The sequence below is a fragment of the Sphingobacterium sp. NPDC055431 genome (genome assembly GCF_053644255.1).
On the sequence record NZ_JBSHLH010000001.1, the window covers coordinates 256,595 to 279,401 of the forward strand.

Consider the following 22,807-nt stretch of genomic DNA (forward strand, 5'->3'; position numbering starts at 1 on the left):
TTAGAATAACGGAATCTTATATATAGCTTAAATGGAAAGCAATAAAAAATATTGGAAAGGTTTAGAGGAATTGAATCAAACTCCTGCTTTTGTTGAAGGAAGCAAGAGTGAGTTTGCTGAGCCTATTCCCGTAGAAGATGTGTTAAATGAAGCTGGTTTAAGTACCAAGACACCTCGTCGTGACTTTTTGAAAGCTTTAGGTTTTGGTTTAGGAGCTGTGACATTGGCAGCGTGTAACCGTACGCCAATTCACAAGGCAGTACCTTATATAATCAAACCTGAAGAAGTAACTCCAGGTGTACCAAACTTCTACGCTTCTTCCTTCAATGGTCAGAGTGTAATCGTTAGGACAAGAGAAGGAAGACCAATTTCATTGGAAGCAAATCCAAATGCAGTTGGTTTAAATCAAGGTACAGACGCTTCAACATCTGCATCTGTTCTTGACTTGTACGATATGTCCAAATTACAGAACCCTCAAATTGGAGGTAAAGATGTAGATTGGGCAAAATTGGACCAAGCGGTAGTTGATGCATTGAATAAAGCACAAGCAGCAGGAAAACAGATCACAATTGTTTCAAACACAATCAATAGTCCTTCTTCATTGGCTGCTATCGCGGCATTTGCTGCAAAATATCCTGCAACTCAACATGTTCAAGTTGATGCAGTTTCTTACAGCGGTATCATTGAAGCCAATAGAGCTTCATTCGGTAAAGCAGTTGTTCCTTCCTATCATTTTGATAAAGCGCAAGTTGTTGTTTCAGTAGCAGCAGACTTTTTAGGAACTTGGGTAGCTGGAGAAGAACATACACAAGACTATATTAAAAACCGTGACTATAAATCGTTGAAAGGCGGAAAGATGTCACGTCATATTCAATTTGAATCTGGTTTATCAATGACTGGTTCAAATGCAGATGTTCGTATTGCAATCAAACCTTCAGAAGAAGGAGCAGTATTAATCAGCTTGTACAATGCTATCACTGGACAATCAGTTGCTGGCGGTACAAACAATGCAAAAGCAAAAACAGCAATCGCTCTTGCCGCTAAGGAATTGGTGAATTCAAAAGGATCATCAGTAGTTGTAGCAGGATCGAATGATACGAATGTTCAAGCTTTAGCAAACGCAATCAATACAGCATTAGGAGCTTATGGTTCAATCATTGACCTAGATAATTTCTCTAAACAACATCAAGGATCGGATTCAGCATTTCAAACTTTCTTAACAGCTGCTAAAGCTGGTCAAGTAGGTGTAGCTATTTTCTGGAACTCAAACCCAGTTTATGACTACTTTAAAACTGATGATGTAAAAGCTGCAATTTCAAAAATTGGTTATACAGTATCTTTAGGTGATCGTGCTGATGAAACTTCATCAGAATTGAAAGCTATTGCTACAAATAATACATTTTTAGAATCTTGGGGTGATGCTTCTGCAAAAGAGGGATTATTTACCATTGTTCAACCAACCATCAATCCAGTATTTAACACACGTCAAGCTGAACAAAGTTTGATCAACTGGGCAGGTGTCAACAAACCTATCCATGATTTCGTTAAGGAAAATTGGGAGACCAATATCTTAGCAGGAACCGGAAAAGTTTGGAAAGATGTACTTCAACAAGGATTTATTTATAAAGGTTCAAACACAGGTTCATCTTATTCAGCTAACGTAGATGTCAATGCAATTGCTGCTGCAATTACTAATGACGCTAAGCGTGTTGCTGGAGGGGTTGAATTAAAGATTTATGAATCTCCAAATATTAGAGACGGACGTTGGGCTAACAATGCTTACTTACAAGAATTGCCAGATCCAGTTTCTAAAGTAACTTGGGATAACTTTGCAGCTATTAACCCGGCAGATGCTGAGGAATTAGGTGTTAAAGAGACCGGAAAAGTTACTGTTGAAGCAAATGGCTATAAAGTAGACCTTCCAGTGTTGTTACAACCAGGCCAAGCAAGAGGCACAGTTTCAGTTGCAATTGGTTATGGTCGTACTAAAGTTGGTAAGGCAGGAAATAATGTAGGTGTTAATGCTTATCCATTTGCAAGTTTAGTAAATGGAACCATTCAATTCGCTGCAAAAGCTTCGATTTCCAAAGCGTCTGGAATCTATGAATTGGCTCAAACACAAACGCACCACACCATTGAGGGGCGTAATATTATCCGTGAGACTACGTTTGCTAATTACTTAAAAGATCCTAATTCTGAGTCTGGTCGTTTCTCTGATACGCACCAAACATATGATCTATGGAATAAATTTGAACAACCTGGTCACCGTTGGGTGATGGCAATCGATTTGAATGCTTGTACCGGTTGTGGATCTTGTATTGTTGCATGTAACGTTGAGAACAACGTTCCGGTTGTAGGTCGTGACGAGGTTCGCCGTCGTCGTGAAATGCACTGGTTGCGTATCGACCGTTACTACACCTTGAATACAGGAGAAGGTAAACTAACAAAAGAGAAAGAAATTGCTAAGGCAGCTGGTTATGACTACGAAGATGTATCGGTAGTTTACCAACCAATGTTGTGTCAACACTGTGAGCACGCTCCATGTGAGACTGTATGTCCGGTGTTAGCAACTGTTCACTCTTCAGAAGGTCTTAACCACATGGCTTATAACCGTTGTTTCGGAACACGTTACTGTGCGAACAACTGTCCATATAAAGTACGTCGTTTCAACTGGTTTAACTACTGGAATGATTCTCGTTTTGACAACTACTTGAACAACGAGTTTACGCAATTAGTATTAAATCCAGATGTAACCACACGTTCTCGCGGGGTTATGGAGAAATGTTCAATGTGTATTCAACGTATCCAAGCAGGTAAGTTGCAGGCTAAAGTGGAGAACCGTAAAGTGAAAGACGGAGATATCAAAATGGCTTGTCAAGCGGCATGTTCGGCAAATGCAATCATCTTTGGTGATGCAAACGATCCGGAGTCAGAGGTTTCAAAAGCATTACGTAATGAACGTGTTTATTATGTGCTTGAAGAAATCAACGTACAACCAAATATTGGTTATATGACGAAGGTAAGAAACACATTTGAAGCATAATTTATTCTAGACTGAAATAAAATAACTATGTCATCGCATAACGAATCAATATTAAGAGAACCATTAATCACCGGCAAGGATATCACCTATGCAAAGATTACAGATGATATCTTACTTCCGGTTGAAAATAAACCAAACAAAGCGTGGTGGATCGGTTTTACCGTAGCTGCCTTAGGCGCAATGTTATGGGTTGTAAGTGTTGGATACACGTTCTGGACGGGTATCGGCGCTTGGGGATTAAACAAAACAGTAGGTTGGGCATGGGATATTACCGACTTCGTATGGTGGGTAGGTATTGGTCACGCCGGTACTTTGATCTCCGCTGTATTATTAATATTCCGTCAGAACTGGCGTAACTCCATTAACAGATCGGCTGAGGCGATGACAATCTTTGCCGTAATCTGTGCTGCTACTTATGTAGTAGCTCACATGGGTCGTCCTTGGTTGGCTTACTGGATTTTCCCATTACCAAATCAATTTGGATCCCTATGGGTTAACTTTAACTCCCCATTGGTATGGGACGCATTTGCGATCTCTACCTATTTCACTGTATCATTAGTTTTCTGGTACTGTGGTTTATTACCAGATATTGCATCGGTTCGTGACCGTGCTTCTGGTATCAAGAAAAGAGTTTATTCAATTTTATCTTTTGGATGGAATGGATCGGTAAAAACTTGGCAACGTTTTGAAATTGTTTCCTTGATCTTAGCTGGTATTTCCACACCATTAGTACTTTCTGTACACACTATCGTATCCATGGACTTTGCTACATCGGTAATTCCTGGATGGCATACGACAATCTTCCCTCCATATTTCGTTGCAGGGGCGATTTTCTCAGGCTTCGCGATGGTACAGACCTTATTGTTGATCTTACGTAAAGTAATGAATTTTGAGGATTACATTACTATGTTCCATATCGAAGCCATGAACAAGATTATCATGACTACTGGTTCAATCGTAGGTATCGCCTATTTAACTGAGTTATTCATTGCATGGTACTCAGGTTCTGAATACGAGATGTATGCATTTGCTAACCGAATTGCTGGACCATATGCTTGGGCTTACTGGGCGATGATGACATGTAACGTAATCTCTCCTCAGTTATTCTGGTTCAAGAAAATTCGTACAAGTATTCCTATCTCCTGGATTTTGTCTATCGTTGTGAACATCGGTATGTGGTTTGAGCGTTTCGTAATTATCGTAACATCATTACACCGTGACTACTTACCATCATCATGGGCAATGTTCTACCCAACTTGGGTTGACGTAGGTATCTTCGTAGGATCTATTGGATTGTTCTTTACTTTATTCTTATTATTCCTTCGTTTCTTACCAGGTATTGCGATTGCAGAGGTTAAGTTGTTGTTGAAAAGCTCAAGCTTACAGCATAAAACTAAACTTGTACAAGAAGGTGCATTCCCTGAGGAGCAAGTTGAATACTTCAGAGATTCATTGGATAAATACGATACAGTTACAGAAGCGGACATTAAGGCATTACATCAAAAATAATAGCAATGAGCAATACAAAATATATACTAGGTAGTTTTGCTGATCCTGATGAAATGATGCATGGGATTGACAAGTTGCAAGCAAACAATATTAGCATTTACGACTGTTTTACCCCGATGCCAATCCACGGGATTGAGGCGAAGTTGGGTGTAAGACCTTCAAGATTACCCATTGCGGCTTTTATTTTCGGAGCATTGGGAACAGTTTTAGGATTTAGTCTTTTGTTTTACACCATGTCCTATGACTGGCCTATGAATATTGGTGGTAAACCATCAATGCCATTGCCAAACTTTGTTCCAGTAACATTTGAGGTGACAATTTTATTATGTGCCTTGGGTATGGTTGCAACATTCTTTTTCCGTAACCATTTATTTCCAGGCCGTGCACCACGTGTGATGGACTTGAGAGCTACGGATGATCGTTTTATTATTGCAGTAGATGCAAATGAAAATACTGACCATGCGTTGATCGATGGCTTATTGAAAGAAGCAGGAGCAGTAGAAGTTAAGTACAATGAAAGAAAATATGTTAGTTATGAATAAAAGGAATTTTCTTGGAACTGTATGTGTTGCTGTCGCTTTAGCAGCAGTTGTTTCTTCATGCGGAGATGGCACCACTCGCAGTGCAGGATGGGAATTCTCACGTAATATGTATGATCCAATTGCTTTTAATCCGGATCAGCCAAATAAGAATTTTAAGAATAATAGTACAGCTCAAACTCCACCTCAAGGCTCTAATCCTATCGGATTTGATCGTTTTGACTATGGAAACTCTGTTGAAGAATATGAGCGTGCGGGATTGGAATTAAAGAACCCTTTAGTTGTCAATCCAGCTCACTTAAAAGAAGGAGAGGCTTTATACTTGACGTACTGTGCAGTTTGTCATGGTAAAGATGGGGCAGGTGATGGTGCTATTACAAAAGATAGAGAAGTTGAGGATTCTAGAGGTAAAAGAGCTCTAGAGAATTTCCCTCCTCCGCCATCATACCATAAATCAGCTGGAACTCCATCTTCAAGAGGAGGTCAAATGTCTGAATTGACAGATGGAAAGATTTACCATACAATTACTTATGGATATAATGCGATGGGTTCACACGCTTCGCAACTATCTCCAGAAGAGCGTTGGAAAGTGGTAATGTATGTTCACGAATTGCAAAAAAAATAATTTAACATCGAATATTATAAATGGGAACTCACAATCATCATCACGATTATAATTTCAGCGAGCAATTTAAATTCGCAGGTATCGCAAAGGTCCTGAGTTTAGTTGCAATCGTTGTAGGGATAGCCGCAATTGCAATTGGCTTACTATCAAGTGACCATATAATGGTTGAGCGTACATATGCCAATTTATTATTGATGGGATATTATTTTACTTGTGTTTGTGCAGCAGGAGCTTTTTTCGTTGCCTTACAATTAGTAACTCAATCAGCATGGTCTGCAGGTTTAATCCGTATTCCTCAGGCAATGGCTAGTATCCTTCCAATTGCTTCCGTGATTCTATTAATCATCGTAGCGTTAGGATTGAATACACATAATTTATACCACCACTGGCATGCAGATGGATTAACTGATCCAAACAGCCCTAACTATGACAGTTTAGTTGCTGGAAAATCTGCTTTCTTAAATGTACCAGGATTCTTGATCCGTCAGATTATTTTTATGGGTAGTTATAGCATTTTTGCCTTTATCCTTGCAAAATTATCTTACAACGAGGATTTAGCAGGAGGCTTAAATTCATATAAAAAGAGCTTTAAATTATCCGCAATATTCTTGGTAATCTTCGGATTTACTACTCCAATCTGGTCATTTGATACCATTATGTCTTTAGAGGCACACTGGTTCTCTACCATGTTCGGTTGGTACAACTTTGCAGCAATGTGGGTTAGCGGATTAGCTGCTATTACAGTTATCTTAATCTTGGTTAAGAAAGCTGGTTATATGAACTGGGTAAATGAAAACCACTTACATGACTTAGGTAAATTAATGTTTGGTTTCTCGATTTTCTGGACTTATGTATGGTTTGCTCAATTTATGTTGATCTACTATTCAAACATTCCAGAAGAAACTGTTTATTTCTATAAACGTTGGGAACCAGAATACAAGCCATGGTTTTGGATAAATATTGTTATTAACTTTGTGGCTCCATTATTACTATTGGTAGACCGTGACGCAAAACGTAAGCAAAACATGATGTTGTTTGTATCTATCGTATTGTTGTTAGGTCACTGGTTAGACTACTATATCATGGTAATGCCTGGTACAGTTGATGCACACCGTGGTTTTGGTTTCATTGAAATCGGTACTGCAATAGGATTTGTTGGAATCTTTACTTTCTTAGTTCTTTCGAAATTGAGCAAACATGCTTTGGTACCGAAGAACCACCCATTCTTGGATGAAAGTTTACACCACCAAATTTAATAGAGATTAAGTTGAAATAACGTTCAAACGTGTTATAAGAGATGAAGTTTAAATTACATAACAGATTTAAGTCCTTATTTGGAGGCTTATTAGCTATTAACCTATTGTTTGCTGCTCCTGCAATGGCTACCATTCAGGAACAAGCAGCTGATACAGCGAAGGTTGAGCAAGCGGCAACACCTGCAGTAACTGCAGATTCGGCTGCTGCACCAGCTGATAGTGCTGCTGCGGCTCCTACTGCAACAGATTCAGCTAGCGTTTCAGCATCTAGTACTTCAAGCAGCACAGTAACTCCGGCTGCTTCAACAACCAAAGAAGAGAAGAAAATTGATCCTCAGGTTTACAAAAACTTGACTTACTATATTTTACTTTTCTTGGTTTTATGTACTGTGGTTGCAGTTATCGGAAAGGTACAGTCGATCTACGTATTGACTAAGAAAGTAAATGGAAAATACAATCCTTTGGCAAATAATACACTACAAGCAGTTTTATTATTTGTTTTCTTGGTTGGATTTTTAGGATTTGTGTATTACGGATATGCAGTTTGGGGAAGTTGGTCATGGAGACCTGCGGCGACCGAGCATGGTAAGGATATCGATAGAATGTTTATCATCACTACAGTTATCATTACTATCGTATTAGTATTGGTTCATATTTTATTATTGACCTTTACTTTTGTCTACAGGATGCGCGCTAAACGCAAAGCATATTTCTATCCACATAACGATGCTATTGAAAGATTATGGACAATTGTTCCAGCGGTAGTACTAACTATCTTGGTATTGTTCGGTTTCTTTACTTGGAGATCAATCACCAATATTCCGGAAGATCTAAAAAAATCAGCTTTACAGATTGAAGTTTTAGGTGAGCAGTTCATGTGGACAGTTCGTTATCCAGGAGCGGATGGTGAATTTGGAAAACGTAATTATAAATTGACTACTCCATTGAACTCTTATGGTATAGACTATAATGATAAAACAGCTTGGGATGATGTTAAAGGGGATGAAATTGTGATTCCGGTTAACAAACCAGTTCGTTTCCACATTATGTCAAAAGATATTATTCACTCTTTTTATATTCCTGATTTCCGTGTTCAAATCAACGCAGTACCAGGAATGACCAACTACTTCCAGTTTACACCAACCATCACTACTGATGAGATGCGTGATAAGATGAATGATCCACAATACAACTTCGTAATGTTATGTGCGAAGATCTGTGGTGAATCTCATTACAACATGCAAAAGAATGTAAGAGTGGTTACCGAAGCTGAGTACAAGGAGTGGTTAAGCAAACAAGCTAAATTCTTCACAGAAGACCTTCAAAAAGAGTTTGCTCAAGCAGAAGGAAACACTGAGAAGAATGACCGTATCGCGGCTTCAATAAATTAAATATAACAGAGAATTTAAATAGAATATGTCAACTACAGTTATATCGCACGACGCAGCTCATCACGGATCACATGATCACCATCATGAGACCTTTTTGACGAAGTATATCTTCAGTCAAGATCATAAGATGATTGCTAAGCAGTTCTTGATCACTGGTATCATAATGGCGGTTTTCGCTATGATCCTGTCGATTTTATTCCGTATTCAATTAGCATGGCCTGATCATGAGTTTCCAATTCTTGAGGTTTTCTTGGGAAAATGGGCTGAAGGTGGTCGAATTAGACCGGACTTCTTCCTGTCCTTGGTAACTATTCACGGTACCATGATGGTATTCTTTGTATTAACAGCAGGTCTATCAGGTACGTTCAGTAACTTATTAATCCCTTATCAATTGGGAGCTAGAGATATGGCTTCACCATTGATGAACATGTTATCATACTGGTTTTTCTTTACCGCTTGTGTGATCATGGTTGCTTCTTTCTTCATTGAAAGTGGTCCTGCATCTGCTGGATGGACAATTTATCCTCCACTTTCTGCAGTTCCAAAAGCTATCGCAGGTTCTGGATTAGGTATGACCCTATGGTTAATTTCCATGGCTTTATTTATTGCATCACAGGTATTAGGAGGTGTTAACTATATCTCTACAGTATTGAACATGCGTACTAAAGGAATGGAATTATGGAAAATGCCTCTTACTATTTGGGCATTCTTCTTAACAGCTATCGTTGGTTTGTTATCTTTCCCAGTTTTAGTTTCTGCAGTAGTATTATTATTCTTTGACCGTTCAGTTGGTACATCCTTTTATTTATCAGATTTAGTGGTTCAAGGTACTATCCTTCCTAACGAAGGTGGTTCTCCAATTTTGTTCCAACACTTATTCTGGTTCTTAGGACACCCTGAGGTATATATCGTAGTAATGCCTGCATTAGGTTTAACTTCTGAGGTAATTTCTACAAACTCTCGTAAACCAATCTTTGGTTACCATGCGATGGTTTATTCCCTAGTTGGTATTACAGTTTTATCTTTCATCGTTTGGGGTCACCACATGTTCGTAACAGGTATGAGTCCATTCTTGGGAGGTGTATTTATGATTACCACCTTGATCATTGCTGTTCCTTCAGCCGTTAAGGCCTTTAACTATATTGCAACCCTATGGAGAGGTAACATCCGTTTCACTCCTGCGATGATGTTTGCAATCGGTATGGTTTCTTTCTTCGTATCTGGAGGTTTAACAGGTTTGTACCTAGGTAACGCAGCATTAGACATCAACTTACATGATACTTATTTCGTAGTAGCTCACTTCCACTTGGTAATGGGTTCAGCATCTATCTTCGGTATGTTGTCAGGAGTTTACCATTGGTATCCTAAGATGTTCGGACGTATGATGGACGAGCGTTTGGGTTACTTCCACTTCTGGTTGACATTCATTGGTGCTTACTTGGTATTCTTCCCAATGCACTTTATGGGTATTGATGGGGTTCCTCGTCGTTACTATGCTTTCACTGAGTTTCCATTTATGGAAAAATGGGTATCAGTTAACTTGTTGATTACTTGGGCAGCTATCGTTTCAGCTGTTGGACAAGTTGCTTTCTTGTGGAACTTCTTCGGATCCATCTGGTGTGGAAAACGTGCTCCGCAAAACCCTTGGGATGCAAATACATTGGAGTGGACTACTCCAGTAGAACATATTCACGGAAACTGGCCAGGAGAAATCCCTACAGTATACCGTTGGCCTTATGATTACAGTAAACCTGGACATGATGCAGATTTCATTCCTCAAAGCACTCCACTTTCACAAACAATGAGCTCAAACTTATTGCATGACTGGGAAGGAAATGAAGAAGGTATTGAAGCTCAAAAGGTTTACAATCGTGAGCATAACAGAGAAGAAGAAGGGTAGGTTCATACCTACCTCTCTTTATACTTTTTAATGTAAAAGGAGAGATCTATGTATCCAGCAGCTGAAAAGCGTTTTATACGGATAAATAAGATCACGATTATCGTTCTTTTCTTAGTAATAACAGCAGGAGGAGTCGTTCGGAGTACAGGTTCAGGAATGGGCTGCCCGGATTGGCCAAAATGTTTTAACAGGATTATCCCTCCAACAGATGCTTCTCAATTACCTGAAGGTTTCGAGCAGCATTATGTAGAAGGTCGCATCAAGAAGAATGAACGCTTTGCCAATATGATCGAAGCGTTAGGATATTCGCACTTAGCAGATCAAATTCGTCACGATGAAACAATCCATGAGCATGAAGAATTCAATGCTGTAAAAACTTGGACTGAATATATAAATCGTCTGACTGGAGTTTTAGCCGGTTTCAGTATGCTGTTTACAGCAATATATTCTTTTACTTATTGGAAAAAGAAAAAAGCCATAGTCATATGGAGCGTTCTTAATCTTATTGTCGTTGTTATACAAGCCTGGTTAGGGTCGATTGTTGTTTCAACAAATCTTACCCCTTGGGTCATTACCATTCACATGCTATTGGCTTTGATAATTGTTTGTATTGCTATACAGACATATTATTGGGCGATTAAATTGCGAGACAACTCTTTCTTGAAGAATACCAATAAAGGGTTTACATGGATCACATTGATCTCATTGGCAATTTTAGTTATTCAAGTAGTATTTGGTACTGATGTTCGGGAGATAATCGACCATCTTAATCAACAAGGAGTACAACGTAGCGAATGGATTGATTCTATTGGGTTGCCCTATGTAACGCATAGACTCTTAGCATATGTAACTTTAGCCTTGAGTGTATTTTTATATTTCAAGATAAGGTCTTCAGAATTGATCAATACGGTTCAATTCAAGTATGCGAAGATTTCATTGGTATTAGTTTGTATCCAAATGTTGTCAGGGATAATATTGGCTAGGTTTCATGTTCCCGCAGTGGCACAAACAGTGCATTTGGTAATTGCAAGTTTATTGGTTGGTTCACAATATTATTTATTGTTGATCCTTAACAAACCAGAGAAAGCATTATCAACAACGGTTTAGGGATTTATTTTGGTTATGAAGGAATTTATTTCAGATTTTAACAAACTTGTCAAGCTGAGGCTTACGCTAACAGTTGTGTTCTCTGCTTCCATTTCATTTTTGATTGGAGCAACACAGCAAGGTGATATCATCTGGTTTAATTGGGCGTTGTTGACTATTGGAGGATTTTTGGTAACAGGTGCTGCCAATGGATTTAACGAGATCATCGAAAGAGATCTTGATAAATTAATGAAGCGTACCGAAGATAGACCATTACCTGCAGGAAGGATGACCACAGGACAGGCTTTAATTTTAAGCGTGTTCATGGGAATAGCTGGGACTTTGATCCTGGTAGAATTGAATTTTATAGCAGGTTTACTATCTGTGTTTTCAATTTTCCTTTATGCCTTTGTCTATACACCATTAAAACAAAAATCACCAATAGCAGTGTGGGTAGGAGCGATTCCAGGAGCATTGCCACCACTAATTGGTTATTACGCTGCATTTGAATCTGCAGGATTCGGATTAGCATATGCCGAGGTAAGTGAGCAGGCAATCGTAATTACGCCATTGGTTTTGTTTACCATTCAGTTTTTCTGGCAGTTCCCACATTTCTGGGCAATTGCTTGGGTATCTGATGACGATTACAAAAGAGCAGGTTTCAGATTGCTACCTACGACGAGGAAGGATAAATTATCAGCATGGTTCATTTTTGTTTCATGTCTGCTAATGATTCCAATTGGTTTTCTTCCGATGTATTTTGGAATTGGCGGATGGGTATTTACCATTCTTTCCTTAATAGGAGGATTACTTTTCACCTGGTATGGTTATCAACATCTTCAAAAGATGGAGGTCAGTACAGCAAAAAAGATCATGTTTACTTCTTTTGCTTATTTGCCCTTAACTCAATTAGTGTTGTTGTTTGACTTTATACCTTTTAAATAAAAAATGGATTTACAATTATCGATGGATAAGCAAGAGTTGATGAATGAAGAACTACTAAAATCAAGAAAAGCAAAGAAATTTAATCTTTGGCTTGGAATGATCGGTATGTTCATGATGTTTGCTGCTTTGACAAGTGGATTTATAGTATATACTGCAAGTGGTGTTGATAAGGGGATCAAAACTATCTTACCATATGCGTTCATCTATAGTACCGCAGTAATTGTATTAAGTAGTGTTAGCATGTACCTTGCTTTCAAAGCAGTAAAAGCTAATCAAATATCAAAACAAAAGACCTACTTATTGATTACTATTGTATTAGGGGTAGTTTTCTTTTGGTTGCAAGTCGAAGCTTGGTCTGTATTGTTTCATAGAGGGATAACCTTTGTGAACTCTAATGCTTCGCAATCGTTCATATACGTATTTACAGGCTTACACTTAGCCCACATCATAGCCGGAATATTGGTGTTGGTTAGATGTTATATTGGAGCAATGCGCAAAATTGCTCTTGATAACAATATCTTCCGGATGGAACTTGCCTCTATATTTTGGCATTTTCTAGGTCTATTATGGATTTATATTTATGTTTTCTTACTTTTGAATCAATAACAGTAAACAATGAGTACAACAGTATCGCAATTGGATAAGGTAAAACAAGGACCTTGGAGCGGAGGTAAATCACCTTGGAACTTAGAGTATGGAAAGATCATGATGTGGTTTTTCCTAGTATCAGATGCATTTACATTCTCTGCATTCTTGATTTATTATGGTGCTCAAAAATTTGCGCAACCTAGCTGGATTGATGCGGATAAGGTATTCCAATCTATTCCAGGTATCGCAGATTCAGGTCAACCTTTGGTTTTCGTGGGTATCATGACTTTTATTTTGATCATGTCTTCCGTTACGATGGTACTTGCCGTAGAAGCAGGACATCGAAATTCAAAGCAAGAGGTTGTCAAATGGATGTTATGGACTATTTTAGGTGGTCTTATGTTCATAGGCTGTCAGGCTTTAGAGTGGAGCCACTTACATCACATGGGCTTCTGGTTCGGTCAAAATCCAGCAACTGGATTAACGGATGATAATGCCATTGTAAATGCTCTCCAACCTTATTTCACCAAGGACATTTCTTACACAGCTGCATTGCAGTTCTCTAATCTATTCTTTACCATTACAGGTTTCCACGGATTCCACGTATCAATCGGTATATTGTTGAACATTATTGTGTTGAGCATGACCTTAAACAATACGTTTGAAAGAAGAGGAACTTACCTAATGATTGAAAAAGTAGGTTTATACTGGCACTTTGTGGATTTAGTTTGGGTATTCGTATTTACCTTCTTCTACCTAGTATAATTTTTGTAAGAATTATTTTAAAATTCATTGAACATGACTAATCACGAAAATATATCAGAACACGATGCGCATGCGCATGGCGAAGGAATGGATAAAAAACGTATCTGGAGTGTATTCTTTGTTCTATTAGCTTTAACAGCATTAGAATTCTTAATCGCTTTAGGTTTTGTACACCACTGGGGAATCATACAAAAAGGAATGCTAGTGAATACAATCTATATTGTATTGACATTGGTAAAAGCCTATTATATCGTAGCATTCTTCATGCACTTGAAGTTCGAGAAATCTAGCTTTATCGTAACTTGTGCAGTAGTATTTTTCTTTATTATCTATTTCATTATTTTAATGTTGGTTGAAGGTGGTTATTTACACACTGTAATGACTCATCAACCTACTTTCCCACATCAATAAGCATATAAGTAATGAGTAAAAATACTCGTTCAAAAAATATATCAAAATTAATAATCCTGGCACTTGTTCTATTTGTGCCAGGTTTTTTATATATACTGGTTAATAAAATGGGCTCTAATGAGTACATTAAGCTGCCAGTTTTTGGAGAGAAAAAGCTTTCTGGTGAAATGCGACGAGTGATGGGTAGAGAAATCCCCGACACCATATTCCACCAATTAAGTCCGGTTGAGTTTATGAATTATGACAATAAACCGGTTAAATTCCTAGGTACTGACACAGCCGTTTCAGTAGTTCATTTATTCTATACCAGAGATCAAGGTCTTTCTAAGCAATTGGTTCATGATATGAGTACCATTGCAGCTAGATTCAAATCGAATCCGAAGGTGGAACTTTATTCTATATCAGTTGACCCGAATGATTCTTCAGCAGATTTGGAAAAGTTTATTGCGCCTTACAAGAAAGACAAAAATCCACATTGGTTTGTCGTGAACAAACCAAGTGTAGATATCTTTGAATTTGCAAGAACCGCGATGCTCATTGAAGCCATGCCGGTACCAGCGGATAGCACAAAATTTATTATCAGCAACCAATTTGTCTTGATAGATTCCGAGAAAAGGATCAGAGGTTTCTATGATATCAGTCTTCGGTCAGAATTGGATCGCCTAGAAGATGAGATCAAGGTACAGTTGGTTGAAGAGGTTAGAAATAATCCATTAAAAGTAGAGAGAAAGTAATTATGGGAATGACTGAAGAAGAAAAGAAATATAAAGGCGTAATCTGGACCCTGTCTGTAATTATTCCTTTAGCGGTTGCTGCCTTATTTGGCATAAACCTACAAAAGATGGGCTATGATGTGGAACCCCTTAGTTTTCTGCCTCCGATTTATGCTACCATCAATGGATTGACAGCAGTATGTTTGGTAATCGCAGTTGCAGCTATCAAAAGAGGAAATGTCAAGATGCACGAAAACTTGATTAAGTTGTGCATGGTTTTCTCTTCCTTGTTTCTGCTGATGTATGTAGCTTATCATATGACTTCCACTTCAACAAGTTATGGTGGAGAAGGAGCAATTAAATATGTGTATTTTTTCATTCTTGTGACACATATCATTTTATCGATCGTCATTATCCCATTCGTATTATTTACTTTTGTTAGAGGGATTGCTGGTGCCTATGAGCGTCATAAGAAGCTAGCACGCATCACTTATCCTATGTGGCTTTATGTTGCAGTTACAGGAGTAATTGTGTATCTCATGATTTCTCCGTATTACACGCATTAATAAATTGAGATATGAAGAAAGTTTGGATTTATCAGGCAGATCGATTTTTCACACAACCCGAGCATGAGATCGCTCAAGCAAAATTAGATTCCTTTATCAGAGAATGGACTGCGCATGGTAGTCAGTTAGCAGGCAAGGCAGAAATTATCAATAACCTTTTTATTATATTAACTGTTGACGAAGAGATCGCTCAGGTCACTGGATGTTCTATTGATAAGTCAGTAAGGATCCTAAAGGAGCTGGAGGAAGAATTGAACATTGGTCTATTCAACAGAACCTTGATCAGTTACCGTGATAGTGAAAACAATATACAATTGGTTTCAAGGGATGTTTTTGAAGCGCTGTGCAAAGAAGGTGAAGTAAATGCTGAAACCATTGTCTTCAACAATTTAGTGCAAACAGAAGAAGAATTAAAGAGCAATTGGCAGGTCCCAATGAAAAACAGTTGGCATGCCACTGTATTTAAATAGAAATTCGAATCAAGAAAACCAGAAGGGCTTTGCAATTTGCAAAGCCCTTCTGGTTTTATAACTGTTATTTCGATTACTTTTTGTCGATGCTAAGTTTTCCAGGACCCATAATGGCGAATGCGATATAAACGATCATAAATTCAATCGCGTGTGATGCTCCAGACAGACCATCACCTTTGGCAAGATGGTTCAATGTAGCCACCAACATGGTCAAGGCCAAAATAATGGCCGCTGGTCTTGTCCACAAACCTAATATTAACAACAGAGATCCCAGGGACTCTGCTAATCCTGCGGTAAATCCAAAAATAGTAGGCATAAAGTCAATTCCTAAGTTTCCCATTGATTTACCAATTGCAGTCCATTTTTCTGGACCACCCATTAACTTCTGTAGGCCGTGAAAGGCAATCATGGTCAATCCGAATCCTATGCGAATTATTAATAGACCTAAATCTGTTCTTGAATTTTTCATATTGAATAATAAGTGTCTGTAACTGAAGCGAAGATACATATTTTCAGAAATAGCCTCCATTATCATAGATCAAGAAGATAAACTTTTTAAATAATGAAATTATTTTTTTGTATTCTTCATGAAAATCACCCTAGAAATAGCAGAATACTCCAATTTGCCTTATCTTTGTTCTCTGAGCTGAAAATGGCTCGATATTAATCATTAATTGCAATCAAATTGGATATATTCAGTAAACAACGTTATACCATTACATCTGCATTGCCGTATGCCAATGGTCCACTTCACATAGGCCACCTTGCTGGGGCTTATATTCCAGGAGATATTTTCGTGCGATTCTTAAGATTAAACAACAAAGACGTTGTTTATGTTTGTGGATCTGATGAGCATGGCGCTGCAATCACGATTAAAGCCAAGAAGGAGGGCGTAACTCCTCAAGAAATCATCGATAAATACAACCAACAGATTAAAGAGAGTTTTGAGCAGTTTGGTATTTCTTTCAATATCTATCACCGTACTTCTGAGCCTATTCACCATCAATTGTCCCAAGAATTCTTCTTGAACCTTTATGAAAAAGGAGAGTTTATCGAACGATATTCAGAACAATATTATGATGAAGAATACCATCAGTTTTTAGCAGACCGTTATATCGTAGGAACTTGCCCACACTGTGGAAATGAAGGTGCCTATGGTGACCAATGCGAAAAATGTGGGACGTCACTTAACCCGACAGATCTGATCAACCCTAAATCAACCCTAAGTGGTAAAGCTCCGGTTCTAAAGGAAACAAAACATTGGTATTTGCCATTGGATAAATATCAACCTTGGTTAGAGAAATGGTTGATCGAAGGGAAGAAAAACGAATTAAAATCAAATGTATTCGGACAATGCCAATCATGGTTGAAATCCGGATTGCAACCGCGTTCTATGACCCGCGATTTGGATTGGGGGGTAGATGTTCCTCTTGATGAAGCTGAAGGAAAGAAATTATATGTTTGGTTGGATGCACCAATCGGATATATCTCTGCGACCAAGCAATGGGCTATCGATGAAGGAAAGGATTGGGAGAAATATTGGAAACAACAATCCAACCCTGAGGACAATTCAACATTGATCCATTTCATTGGAAAAGATAATATTGTTTTCCACTGTATCATTTTCCCAGCGATCTTACATGCTCATGGCGAGTATATCCTCCCTGAGAATGTTCCTGCCAATGAATTTTTGAACCTAGAAGGTGATAAACTTTCCACATCAAGAAACCATGCCGTATGGTTGCATGAATACTTAGAGGAATTCCCAGGTAAACAAGATGAATTGAGATACATGCTGACCTCTATCCTTCCTGAAACCTCAGATTCTGAATTTACTTGGAAAGACTTCCAGGCACGTGTAAACAATGAGCTTGTGGCCATCTATGGTAACTTCGTTAACCGTGTGATGGTACTTTCCCATAAATATTTTGAAGGAAAGGTACTATTGGGTTCTCCATTGACTGAATCTGATCAAGCGGTCTTAAATGAACTTGCTACCTATCCAGGATTAATCAAGCAATCGCTATCCCAATACAGGTTCCGTGAGGCCCTTGCGCAGTTTATGAGCGCAGCTCGCTTAGGAAATAAATACTTGGCTGATGAAGAACCTTGGAAAGTAATCAAACAAGACGAAGAACGTGTTAAAACCGTATTATTCGTAGCAAGTCAAATTGTTGCAAACCTTGCATTATTAGGCCAGCCTTTCTTGCCTTTTACCTCTACGAAAGTCTTTGAAATGCTAAACTTGGCCGCTCAGAATTGGGGTGAAGCTGGAAAATCTGATCTATTGGAATCCGGTCATCAATTAGGAGAAACCCAATTGTTGTTTGATAAGATTACTGATGAACAAGTAGAGTTTCAATTGAATAAATTGGCCAATGCCAAAGCAAGCAATGCTTTAGCAGCACCTAAAGCGGAACAAAAACCGAATATCAACTTCGATGAATTCATGAAAATGGATATCCGTGTTGGTCGAATCCTGACTGCAGAGAAAGTCGCTAAAACTAAAAAGCTTTTGAAACTGACCATCGATACAGGCATTGATAAGCGTACAGTCGTTTCTGGTATTGCGGAATACTTTACGCCTGAAGAAATCGTAGGTAAGCAAGTGTCCATCTTAGTCAATCTCGAACCAAGAGAAATTAAGGGAATCCAATCTCAGGGTATGATCTTAATGGCTGAAGATGCAGATGGCCGTCTAGACTTTGTTAGACCAAATACAGATATTTCCGCTGGAAGTATTGTAAGATAGTCAATAGCATTATTGATAAATGAAAAGGCTGGTCACATCGACCAGCCTTTTCATTTATAGCATTTTTTCTTCTTCTTTTTTGTGCCCAGTACCTGTAACCAAGATCAACAAAACAAACAACACAAAGGAAGGGACTACCCAACCTAATTCATATTGAAAGAATGGAATATGGTTCAGGGTTGAAATCATGCTTTCACTCAATAAGTTGAAATGTTTGGCCAATGATAAACAGGCAATAACGGTTGAACCGATCAAAGCAGCCACATAAGGCTTTTTGTTTTTCACAAAGCTTCCAAAGAAAACCGTGTATAGAACCAATGTGATGACAATCGGATAAACAAAAGTTAGGATAGGATAAGCAAAGGAAATAATATTATCAACTCCTGTAATAGAAAGCACACAAGATGCTATACAACATACAGTCACCAAAAGCTTATAGCTCAATTTTCCTTTTGTCAGTGAGGAAAAGAAGGTTCCCACAGCAGAAGTCAATGCAATGGCAGTAGTCAAACAGGCCAGAGCGATACTGACTGCGATAGCAATGGTTCCAAATGGTCCCATGATGGCACGAGAAATACGGATCAGCAATTCCGATCTCTTGATCGCTAAATCCTCGATTCCAGAAGTTGCACCAAGATAGATCAGACCTCCATATATTATAAAAAGACAGGATGCAGCCAAAATACCAGCTGCGATTACCACTTGGTTCTTTGATTTCACGCTCGTATAGCCCTTTGTGCGGGATGCCGTAATGATAATCCCAGCAAAGATCACAGAAGCCAGTACATCCAAGGTTTGGTAGCCATCTACAAAACCTAAGGTAAAGGACTGCGCCGTATCCAAGGAAGATTCACTGAAATCTCCCATAGGGGAGAATATGCCCATGGCAATCAAGCTAATCAATAAGACCAGCAGCAATGGCGTCAATAGATTCCCGATAATATCTACCACTTTTGATGGTGCAATGGTCAGTAACCAAGTCACTGCAAAGAAGGCAATCGAGGTCCAAAGGGGATCTGCATTAGGGAATGATGGCAATATACCAACTTCAAAGGTTGTAGCTGCTGTCCTTGGAATGGCAATCAGAGGCCCAATGCAGAGCATGATGACGGTTCCTAAGATAGGCGAAAGGAATTTGTTGATCCTAGTCCCAAGATCCTCAAATGATTCCCCTGAATTTACAACAGAGAGTATTCCGAAAAAAGGCAATAATATTCCGGTCAGACCAAATGCCAAGATGGTGATCCAGACATGGTCTCCAATTTGTATTCCGATGTAAGGGGGGAGTAATAAATTTCCAGCTCCGAAGAACATGGCAAATAAGGCAAAACCTATCGTGATTATGTCTCTAGTTTTCTTCAAAATGATTAGGTATAAAAAATTTCAATTAATTGTTTGGCCTCCTTGACATCATGGCCCCTCAATATTTGGGCTCCACGTTCTAGAAGCAAGGTGTTAAGTGCGATTGTTCCAGGTAATACTTGGTCAGGGGTAGATTTTATTTTTTTGTAGAGCATCGATTTTCTGGATATACCTCCTAAAAGGGGCAATCCGAAATAATGTAGCTCTTGGATGCGCATCAGTAACTCATAATTCTGGTCAATGGTCTTGGCAAAACCATAACCAGGATCAAGGATGATATCCTTTACCCCTAATTCCCTGAGTTTTGCAACACTGTTTCCCAGACTTACCGCTACATCATTTACGACATCATCATAATCAGTCATTTGCTGCATGGTAGCGGGTGTTCCGCGCATATGCATCAAAATATAAGGAACTTGAAGCCTAGCAACCATATTGAACATATCCGCATCTAGACTCCCACCTGAAATATCATTGATGATATGGACCCCAGCCTTTACGCAGGCCTCGGCAACATCAGCTCGAAAGGTGTCAATGGATAGAATAGCTTTTGGAAATTGCTTATGTATAGCTTCAATAATTGGTATAGCGCGATCTAATTCTTCTTGATGACTTATTTCCTTTGCTCCAGGTCGGCTTGAGTAAGCACCGATATCAATGATATCTGCCCCTTCGCCAATTAATCTCTCCGTATGCTCCAAGGCCAATTCCAGCGATTGGTGCTGGCCCGCATCATAAAATGAATCTGGAGTCAGATTGAGAATGCCCATGATCCTCGGGACTTCAAAAGTCATAAGTTGATTACCAAGGCGAATGCTTTGACAAGGAACAGGCTGAAAAACTGACATTTACGTAAGATTAATAAAAAAATAAGGCTGCAAATTCTCATTTGCAGCCCCCAAAATAAGTCTTTTGCGTCTACTTTACAACAAGAACACCATCTGCAACCAAAGAAATATCTTTTCTTGGCTGGTTAATTTTAGCAATTTCTTCTTTGCTCTTGCCCATATCCTCAGCATAATGCTTTTGCCACTCTACTGTGGTTTCTTTCACTTTTGCCTTGCCTTCCAATACCACAGTCTTGCCAATGATATCTTGAGGAACGAAATAAGCATAGTCTGTAAAACGTACCATGATCGGTTCCTTGCCTTCTTCTGTTTTCAGCGTCAGGAAACAACCTTTTTTCGTACATACCTGAACAACCTCGCCTTGAACTTTCCCTGTATAGGATTCTTTTCCAGTTAGGTTCTTTTCAAGTTGTTTGACAGAGATAGCGCCATTTTTATCTATTTTCTTGCCATAGCTAACACCAGCTTTTGCTGGTTGAATGGCAGTTTGTGCATGGCTAAATGCAATGAATGCAACTGCACAGATCAGTAAAGAGATAATCTTTTTCATATTTATTTTCTAATAAATTCAAATTTTCCACTCGGATCCAATTTCATGATCGTCGATGCCGTACCATTTGATGGATCCTGTTGCCCAAATTTAACGACATAGTCCACTCCATTTACAATCTCATCAGAGACTTCCACGAAATTCCTTGCTGAGGCATCACCGCTGATGTTTGCCGAGGTAGAAACAATAGGTTTTCTGAACCTTTGTAACAACTGCTCGCAAAATGGATGGTTCACAATACGGATTCCAATACTGCCATCCTCTGCCACGACATTGGCGGCCAAGTTCTTTGCTTTGGAATAGATAATGGTCAAAGGCTTATCCGTTGCTTCCAATAATTCATAAGCAACTTCAGGAACCTCGCTCACATAGCTTTGTAATTGATTGTCATTGCCCAAAAGGATGATCATGCTCTTGCCTTTATCTCTTCCTTTCAATGCAAAAATCTTTTCAACAGCTTCCGGATTAGTCGCATCACAACCGATTCCCCAAATGGTATCGGTAGGATACAAGATCAATCCCCCAGACTTCAGTGTTTCCAAAGCCTGATTCAAATCCTCTTTATCTATATAAGGTCTTTGCATCAGTGTGCTATACTGCTACATTATGATCACGAAGCGCATCGTTTAATGAAGTCTTCTTATCGGTAGATTCTTTTCTTTGCCCAATGATCAATGCACATGGTACTTGAAATTCTCCAGCTGGGAACTTCTTGGTATACGAACCTGGAATTACCACAGAACGCGCAGGTACATAGCCTTTGTATTCTACAGGCTCAGAACCTGAAACATCAATAATTTTGGTTGATGCTGTCAAGACCACGTTAGCACCTAATACAGCTTCTTCCTCAACACGAACGCCTTCAACGACAATCGCTCTTGACCCAACGAATACGTTGTCTTCAATAATTACTGGCGCTGCTTGTACAGGTTCTAATACACCACCAATACCAACACCACCGCTTAGGTGAACATTCTTGCCGATCTGAGCACATGAACCAACGGTTGCCCATGTATCCACCATCGTACCTTCACCAACATACGCACCAATATTGACATAAGAAGGCATCATGATGACTCCCTTAGACAAAAAAGCACCGTAACGGGCTGAAGCTCCAGGGACAACACGAACACCTAACTCCTTGTAGTTTGTTTTTAATTTCATTTTGTCATGGTAGACAAAAGGATCATTCTTGATCACCTCCATATTACGGATAGGGAAATAAAGAATTACAGCTTTTTTAATCCAATCATTGACATACCAAGATTCTCCAACAGGTTCAGCAACACGTAATTCGCCTTTGTCCAAGTGCTGAATTACGAATTCAATCGCCTCGTAGTATTCTTTGTACTCCAATAACTGTCTGTTCTCCCAAGCTTCTTCTATTAATTTTTGAAGGGTTGTATTATCTACCATAATATTCTTAAAAGTAATTTTAAATTATTAACAAATATGGAGATTTTTAATGATATGTAAGTTACAGAAGGG

At 38.8% G+C, this 22,807-nt stretch carries 22 protein-coding genes; 16 read left to right on the top strand and 6 right to left on the bottom strand.

What is annotated here, in order from left to right; genetic code table 11:
- Positions 1-31: 31 nt before the first annotated feature.
- The 15 genes from ACWIB3_RS01130 to ACWIB3_RS01200 all read left to right on the top strand — a co-directional run bounded on the left by ACWIB3_RS01130 (position 32) and on the right by ACWIB3_RS01200 (position 15,807).
- Positions 32-3,043, top strand: a complete 3,012-nt coding sequence (locus tag ACWIB3_RS01130; protein WP_454290677.1) for a TAT-variant-translocated molybdopterin oxidoreductase — start codon at positions 32-34, stop codon at positions 3,041-3,043.
- A gap of 27 nt (positions 3,044-3,070) precedes the next feature.
- Positions 3,071-4,552, top strand: coding sequence for an NrfD/PsrC family molybdoenzyme membrane anchor subunit (gene nrfD, locus ACWIB3_RS01135; protein WP_185211315.1), 1,482 nt, complete (start codon positions 3,071-3,073; stop codon positions 4,550-4,552).
- Between the two features lie 5 nt (positions 4,553-4,557).
- Complete coding sequence (locus ACWIB3_RS01140; protein ID WP_185215891.1) at positions 4,558-5,094, top strand: DUF3341 domain-containing protein; 537 nt, start codon at positions 4,558-4,560, stop codon at positions 5,092-5,094.
- On the top strand, positions 5,087-5,716 hold the full coding sequence (locus tag ACWIB3_RS01145) for a c-type cytochrome (RefSeq protein WP_308214522.1): 630 nt from the start codon (positions 5,087-5,089) through the stop codon (positions 5,714-5,716). The genes ACWIB3_RS01140 and ACWIB3_RS01145 overlap by 8 nt, the downstream gene beginning before the upstream one ends.
- Before the next feature lie 20 nt (positions 5,717-5,736).
- Positions 5,737-6,972 (top strand): quinol:cytochrome C oxidoreductase, encoded by a 1,236-nt coding sequence (locus ACWIB3_RS01150; protein WP_185211312.1) that lies wholly within the window; start codon positions 5,737-5,739, stop codon positions 6,970-6,972.
- A gap of 41 nt (positions 6,973-7,013) precedes the next feature.
- A complete protein-coding gene (locus ACWIB3_RS01155) occupies positions 7,014-8,363 on the top strand; it encodes a cytochrome c oxidase subunit II (protein ID WP_454290678.1) in 1,350 nt (449 codons plus the stop codon).
- A gap of 25 nt (positions 8,364-8,388) precedes the next feature.
- A complete protein-coding gene (locus tag ACWIB3_RS01160) occupies positions 8,389-10,263 on the top strand; it encodes a cytochrome c oxidase subunit I (protein ID WP_374670187.1) in 1,875 nt (624 codons plus the stop codon).
- Positions 10,264-10,311: 48 nt separating this feature from the next.
- Positions 10,312-11,370, top strand: a complete 1,059-nt coding sequence (locus ACWIB3_RS01165; protein WP_454290679.1) for a COX15/CtaA family protein — start codon at positions 10,312-10,314, stop codon at positions 11,368-11,370.
- Between the two features lie 15 nt (positions 11,371-11,385).
- Positions 11,386-12,294, top strand: coding sequence for a heme o synthase (gene cyoE / locus ACWIB3_RS01170; RefSeq protein WP_185211310.1), 909 nt, complete (start codon positions 11,386-11,388; stop codon positions 12,292-12,294).
- A 3-nt stretch (positions 12,295-12,297) separates the two neighbouring features.
- Complete coding sequence (locus ACWIB3_RS01175; RefSeq protein ID WP_254526542.1) at positions 12,298-12,900, top strand: cytochrome c oxidase subunit 3; 603 nt, start codon at positions 12,298-12,300, stop codon at positions 12,898-12,900.
- Between the two features lie 9 nt (positions 12,901-12,909).
- On the top strand, positions 12,910-13,647 hold the full coding sequence (locus ACWIB3_RS01180) for a cytochrome c oxidase subunit 3 (RefSeq protein WP_093100577.1): 738 nt from the start codon (positions 12,910-12,912) through the stop codon (positions 13,645-13,647).
- Positions 13,648-13,680: 33 nt separating this feature from the next.
- A complete protein-coding gene (locus tag ACWIB3_RS01185; RefSeq protein ID WP_185211309.1) occupies positions 13,681-14,058 on the top strand; it encodes a cytochrome C oxidase subunit IV family protein in 378 nt (125 codons plus the stop codon).
- 107 nt (positions 14,059-14,165) lie between these two features.
- Positions 14,166-14,792, top strand: a complete 627-nt coding sequence (locus ACWIB3_RS01190; RefSeq protein WP_254526541.1) for an SCO family protein — start codon at positions 14,166-14,168, stop codon at positions 14,790-14,792.
- Between the two features lie 8 nt (positions 14,793-14,800).
- Positions 14,801-15,337, top strand: coding sequence for a DUF420 domain-containing protein (locus ACWIB3_RS01195; RefSeq protein WP_237219418.1), 537 nt, complete (start codon positions 14,801-14,803; stop codon positions 15,335-15,337).
- An 11-nt stretch (positions 15,338-15,348) separates the two neighbouring features.
- The gene (locus tag ACWIB3_RS01200) at positions 15,349-15,807 is read left to right on the top strand and encodes an ABC transporter ATPase (RefSeq protein ID WP_185215894.1); all 459 of its coding nucleotides are present in this window, start codon (positions 15,349-15,351) and stop codon (positions 15,805-15,807) included.
- Positions 15,808-15,880: 73 nt separating this feature from the next.
- Here ACWIB3_RS01200 and ACWIB3_RS01205 read toward each other — a convergent pair whose 3' ends face one another.
- Entirely contained in the window at positions 15,881-16,276 is a 396-nt protein-coding gene (locus ACWIB3_RS01205; protein ID WP_185211305.1) for a DoxX family protein, read from the bottom strand.
- 216 nt (positions 16,277-16,492) lie between these two features.
- On the opposite strand from ACWIB3_RS01205, the gene metG reads away from it, so the two are divergent.
- Positions 16,493-18,559: a methionine--tRNA ligase gene (metG, locus tag ACWIB3_RS01210; RefSeq protein ID WP_454290680.1), complete on the top strand. Its 2,067-nt coding sequence runs from the start codon at positions 16,493-16,495 to the stop codon at positions 18,557-18,559.
- A 54-nt stretch (positions 18,560-18,613) separates the two neighbouring features.
- Here the strand turns inward: metG and brnQ are convergent, their stop codons facing one another.
- The 5 genes from brnQ to ACWIB3_RS01235 all read right to left on the bottom strand — a co-directional run bounded on the left by brnQ (position 18,614) and on the right by ACWIB3_RS01235 (position 22,735).
- Positions 18,614-19,921 (bottom strand): branched-chain amino acid transport system II carrier protein, encoded by a 1,308-nt coding sequence (brnQ, locus tag ACWIB3_RS01215; RefSeq protein ID WP_254526538.1) that lies wholly within the window; start codon positions 19,919-19,921, stop codon positions 18,614-18,616.
- A gap of 5 nt (positions 19,922-19,926) precedes the next feature.
- Positions 19,927-20,769, bottom strand: coding sequence for a dihydropteroate synthase (gene folP, locus ACWIB3_RS01220; RefSeq protein WP_454290681.1), 843 nt, complete (start codon positions 20,767-20,769; stop codon positions 19,927-19,929).
- A 70-nt stretch (positions 20,770-20,839) separates the two neighbouring features.
- Positions 20,840-21,319: a DUF4920 domain-containing protein gene (locus ACWIB3_RS01225; protein ID WP_454290682.1), complete on the bottom strand. Its 480-nt coding sequence runs from the start codon at positions 21,317-21,319 to the stop codon at positions 20,840-20,842.
- A 2-nt stretch (positions 21,320-21,321) separates the two neighbouring features.
- On the bottom strand, positions 21,322-21,903 hold the full coding sequence (locus tag ACWIB3_RS01230) for an L-threonylcarbamoyladenylate synthase (protein ID WP_313260961.1): 582 nt from the start codon (positions 21,901-21,903) through the stop codon (positions 21,322-21,324).
- 7 nt (positions 21,904-21,910) lie between these two features.
- Positions 21,911-22,735: a 2,3,4,5-tetrahydropyridine-2,6-dicarboxylate N-succinyltransferase gene (locus ACWIB3_RS01235; protein WP_254526534.1), complete on the bottom strand. Its 825-nt coding sequence runs from the start codon at positions 22,733-22,735 to the stop codon at positions 21,911-21,913.
- Between the last annotated feature and the right edge of the window lie 72 nt (positions 22,736-22,807).

Excerpts from the sequence above, each read along its gene's own strand:
- ACWIB3_RS01175 (WP_254526542.1), top strand. The coding sequence starts at position 12,298 with ATGGATTTACAATTATCGATGGATAAGCAAGAGTTGATGAATGAAGAA.
- ACWIB3_RS01145 (WP_308214522.1), top strand. The coding sequence starts at position 5,087 with ATGAATAAAAGGAATTTTCTTGGAACTGTATGTGTTGCTGTCGCTTTA.
- ACWIB3_RS01155 (WP_454290678.1), top strand. The coding sequence starts at position 7,014 with ATGAAGTTTAAATTACATAACAGATTTAAGTCCTTATTTGGAGGCTTA.
- ACWIB3_RS01180 (WP_093100577.1), top strand. The coding sequence starts at position 12,910 with ATGAGTACAACAGTATCGCAATTGGATAAGGTAAAACAAGGACCTTGG.
- ACWIB3_RS01140 (WP_185215891.1), top strand. The coding sequence starts at position 4,558 with ATGAGCAATACAAAATATATACTAGGTAGTTTTGCTGATCCTGATGAA.
- ACWIB3_RS01195 (WP_237219418.1), top strand. The coding sequence starts at position 14,801 with ATGACTGAAGAAGAAAAGAAATATAAAGGCGTAATCTGGACCCTGTCT.
- cyoE (WP_185211310.1), top strand. The coding sequence starts at position 11,386 with ATGAAGGAATTTATTTCAGATTTTAACAAACTTGTCAAGCTGAGGCTT.
- nrfD (WP_185211315.1), top strand. The coding sequence starts at position 3,071 with ATGTCATCGCATAACGAATCAATATTAAGAGAACCATTAATCACCGGC.
- ACWIB3_RS01225 (WP_454290682.1), bottom strand. The coding sequence starts at position 21,319 with ATGAAAAAGATTATCTCTTTACTGATCTGTGCAGTTGCATTCATTGCA.
- ACWIB3_RS01185 (WP_185211309.1), top strand. The coding sequence starts at position 13,681 with ATGACTAATCACGAAAATATATCAGAACACGATGCGCATGCGCATGGC.
- ACWIB3_RS01200 (WP_185215894.1), top strand. The coding sequence starts at position 15,349 with ATGAAGAAAGTTTGGATTTATCAGGCAGATCGATTTTTCACACAACCC.
- folP (WP_454290681.1), bottom strand. The coding sequence starts at position 20,769 with ATGTCAGTTTTTCAGCCTGTTCCTTGTCAAAGCATTCGCCTTGGTAAT.
- ACWIB3_RS01130 (WP_454290677.1), top strand. The coding sequence starts at position 32 with ATGGAAAGCAATAAAAAATATTGGAAAGGTTTAGAGGAATTGAATCAA.
- ACWIB3_RS01205 (WP_185211305.1), bottom strand. The coding sequence starts at position 16,276 with ATGAAAAATTCAAGAACAGATTTAGGTCTATTAATAATTCGCATAGGA.
- ACWIB3_RS01150 (WP_185211312.1), top strand. The coding sequence starts at position 5,737 with ATGGGAACTCACAATCATCATCACGATTATAATTTCAGCGAGCAATTT.
- ACWIB3_RS01165 (WP_454290679.1), top strand. The coding sequence starts at position 10,312 with ATGTATCCAGCAGCTGAAAAGCGTTTTATACGGATAAATAAGATCACG.
- ACWIB3_RS01230 (WP_313260961.1), bottom strand. The coding sequence starts at position 21,903 with ATGCAAAGACCTTATATAGATAAAGAGGATTTGAATCAGGCTTTGGAA.
- ACWIB3_RS01235 (WP_254526534.1), bottom strand. The coding sequence starts at position 22,735 with ATGGTAGATAATACAACCCTTCAAAAATTAATAGAAGAAGCTTGGGAG.
- ACWIB3_RS01160 (WP_374670187.1), top strand. The coding sequence starts at position 8,389 with ATGTCAACTACAGTTATATCGCACGACGCAGCTCATCACGGATCACAT.
- ACWIB3_RS01190 (WP_254526541.1), top strand. The coding sequence starts at position 14,166 with ATGGGCTCTAATGAGTACATTAAGCTGCCAGTTTTTGGAGAGAAAAAG.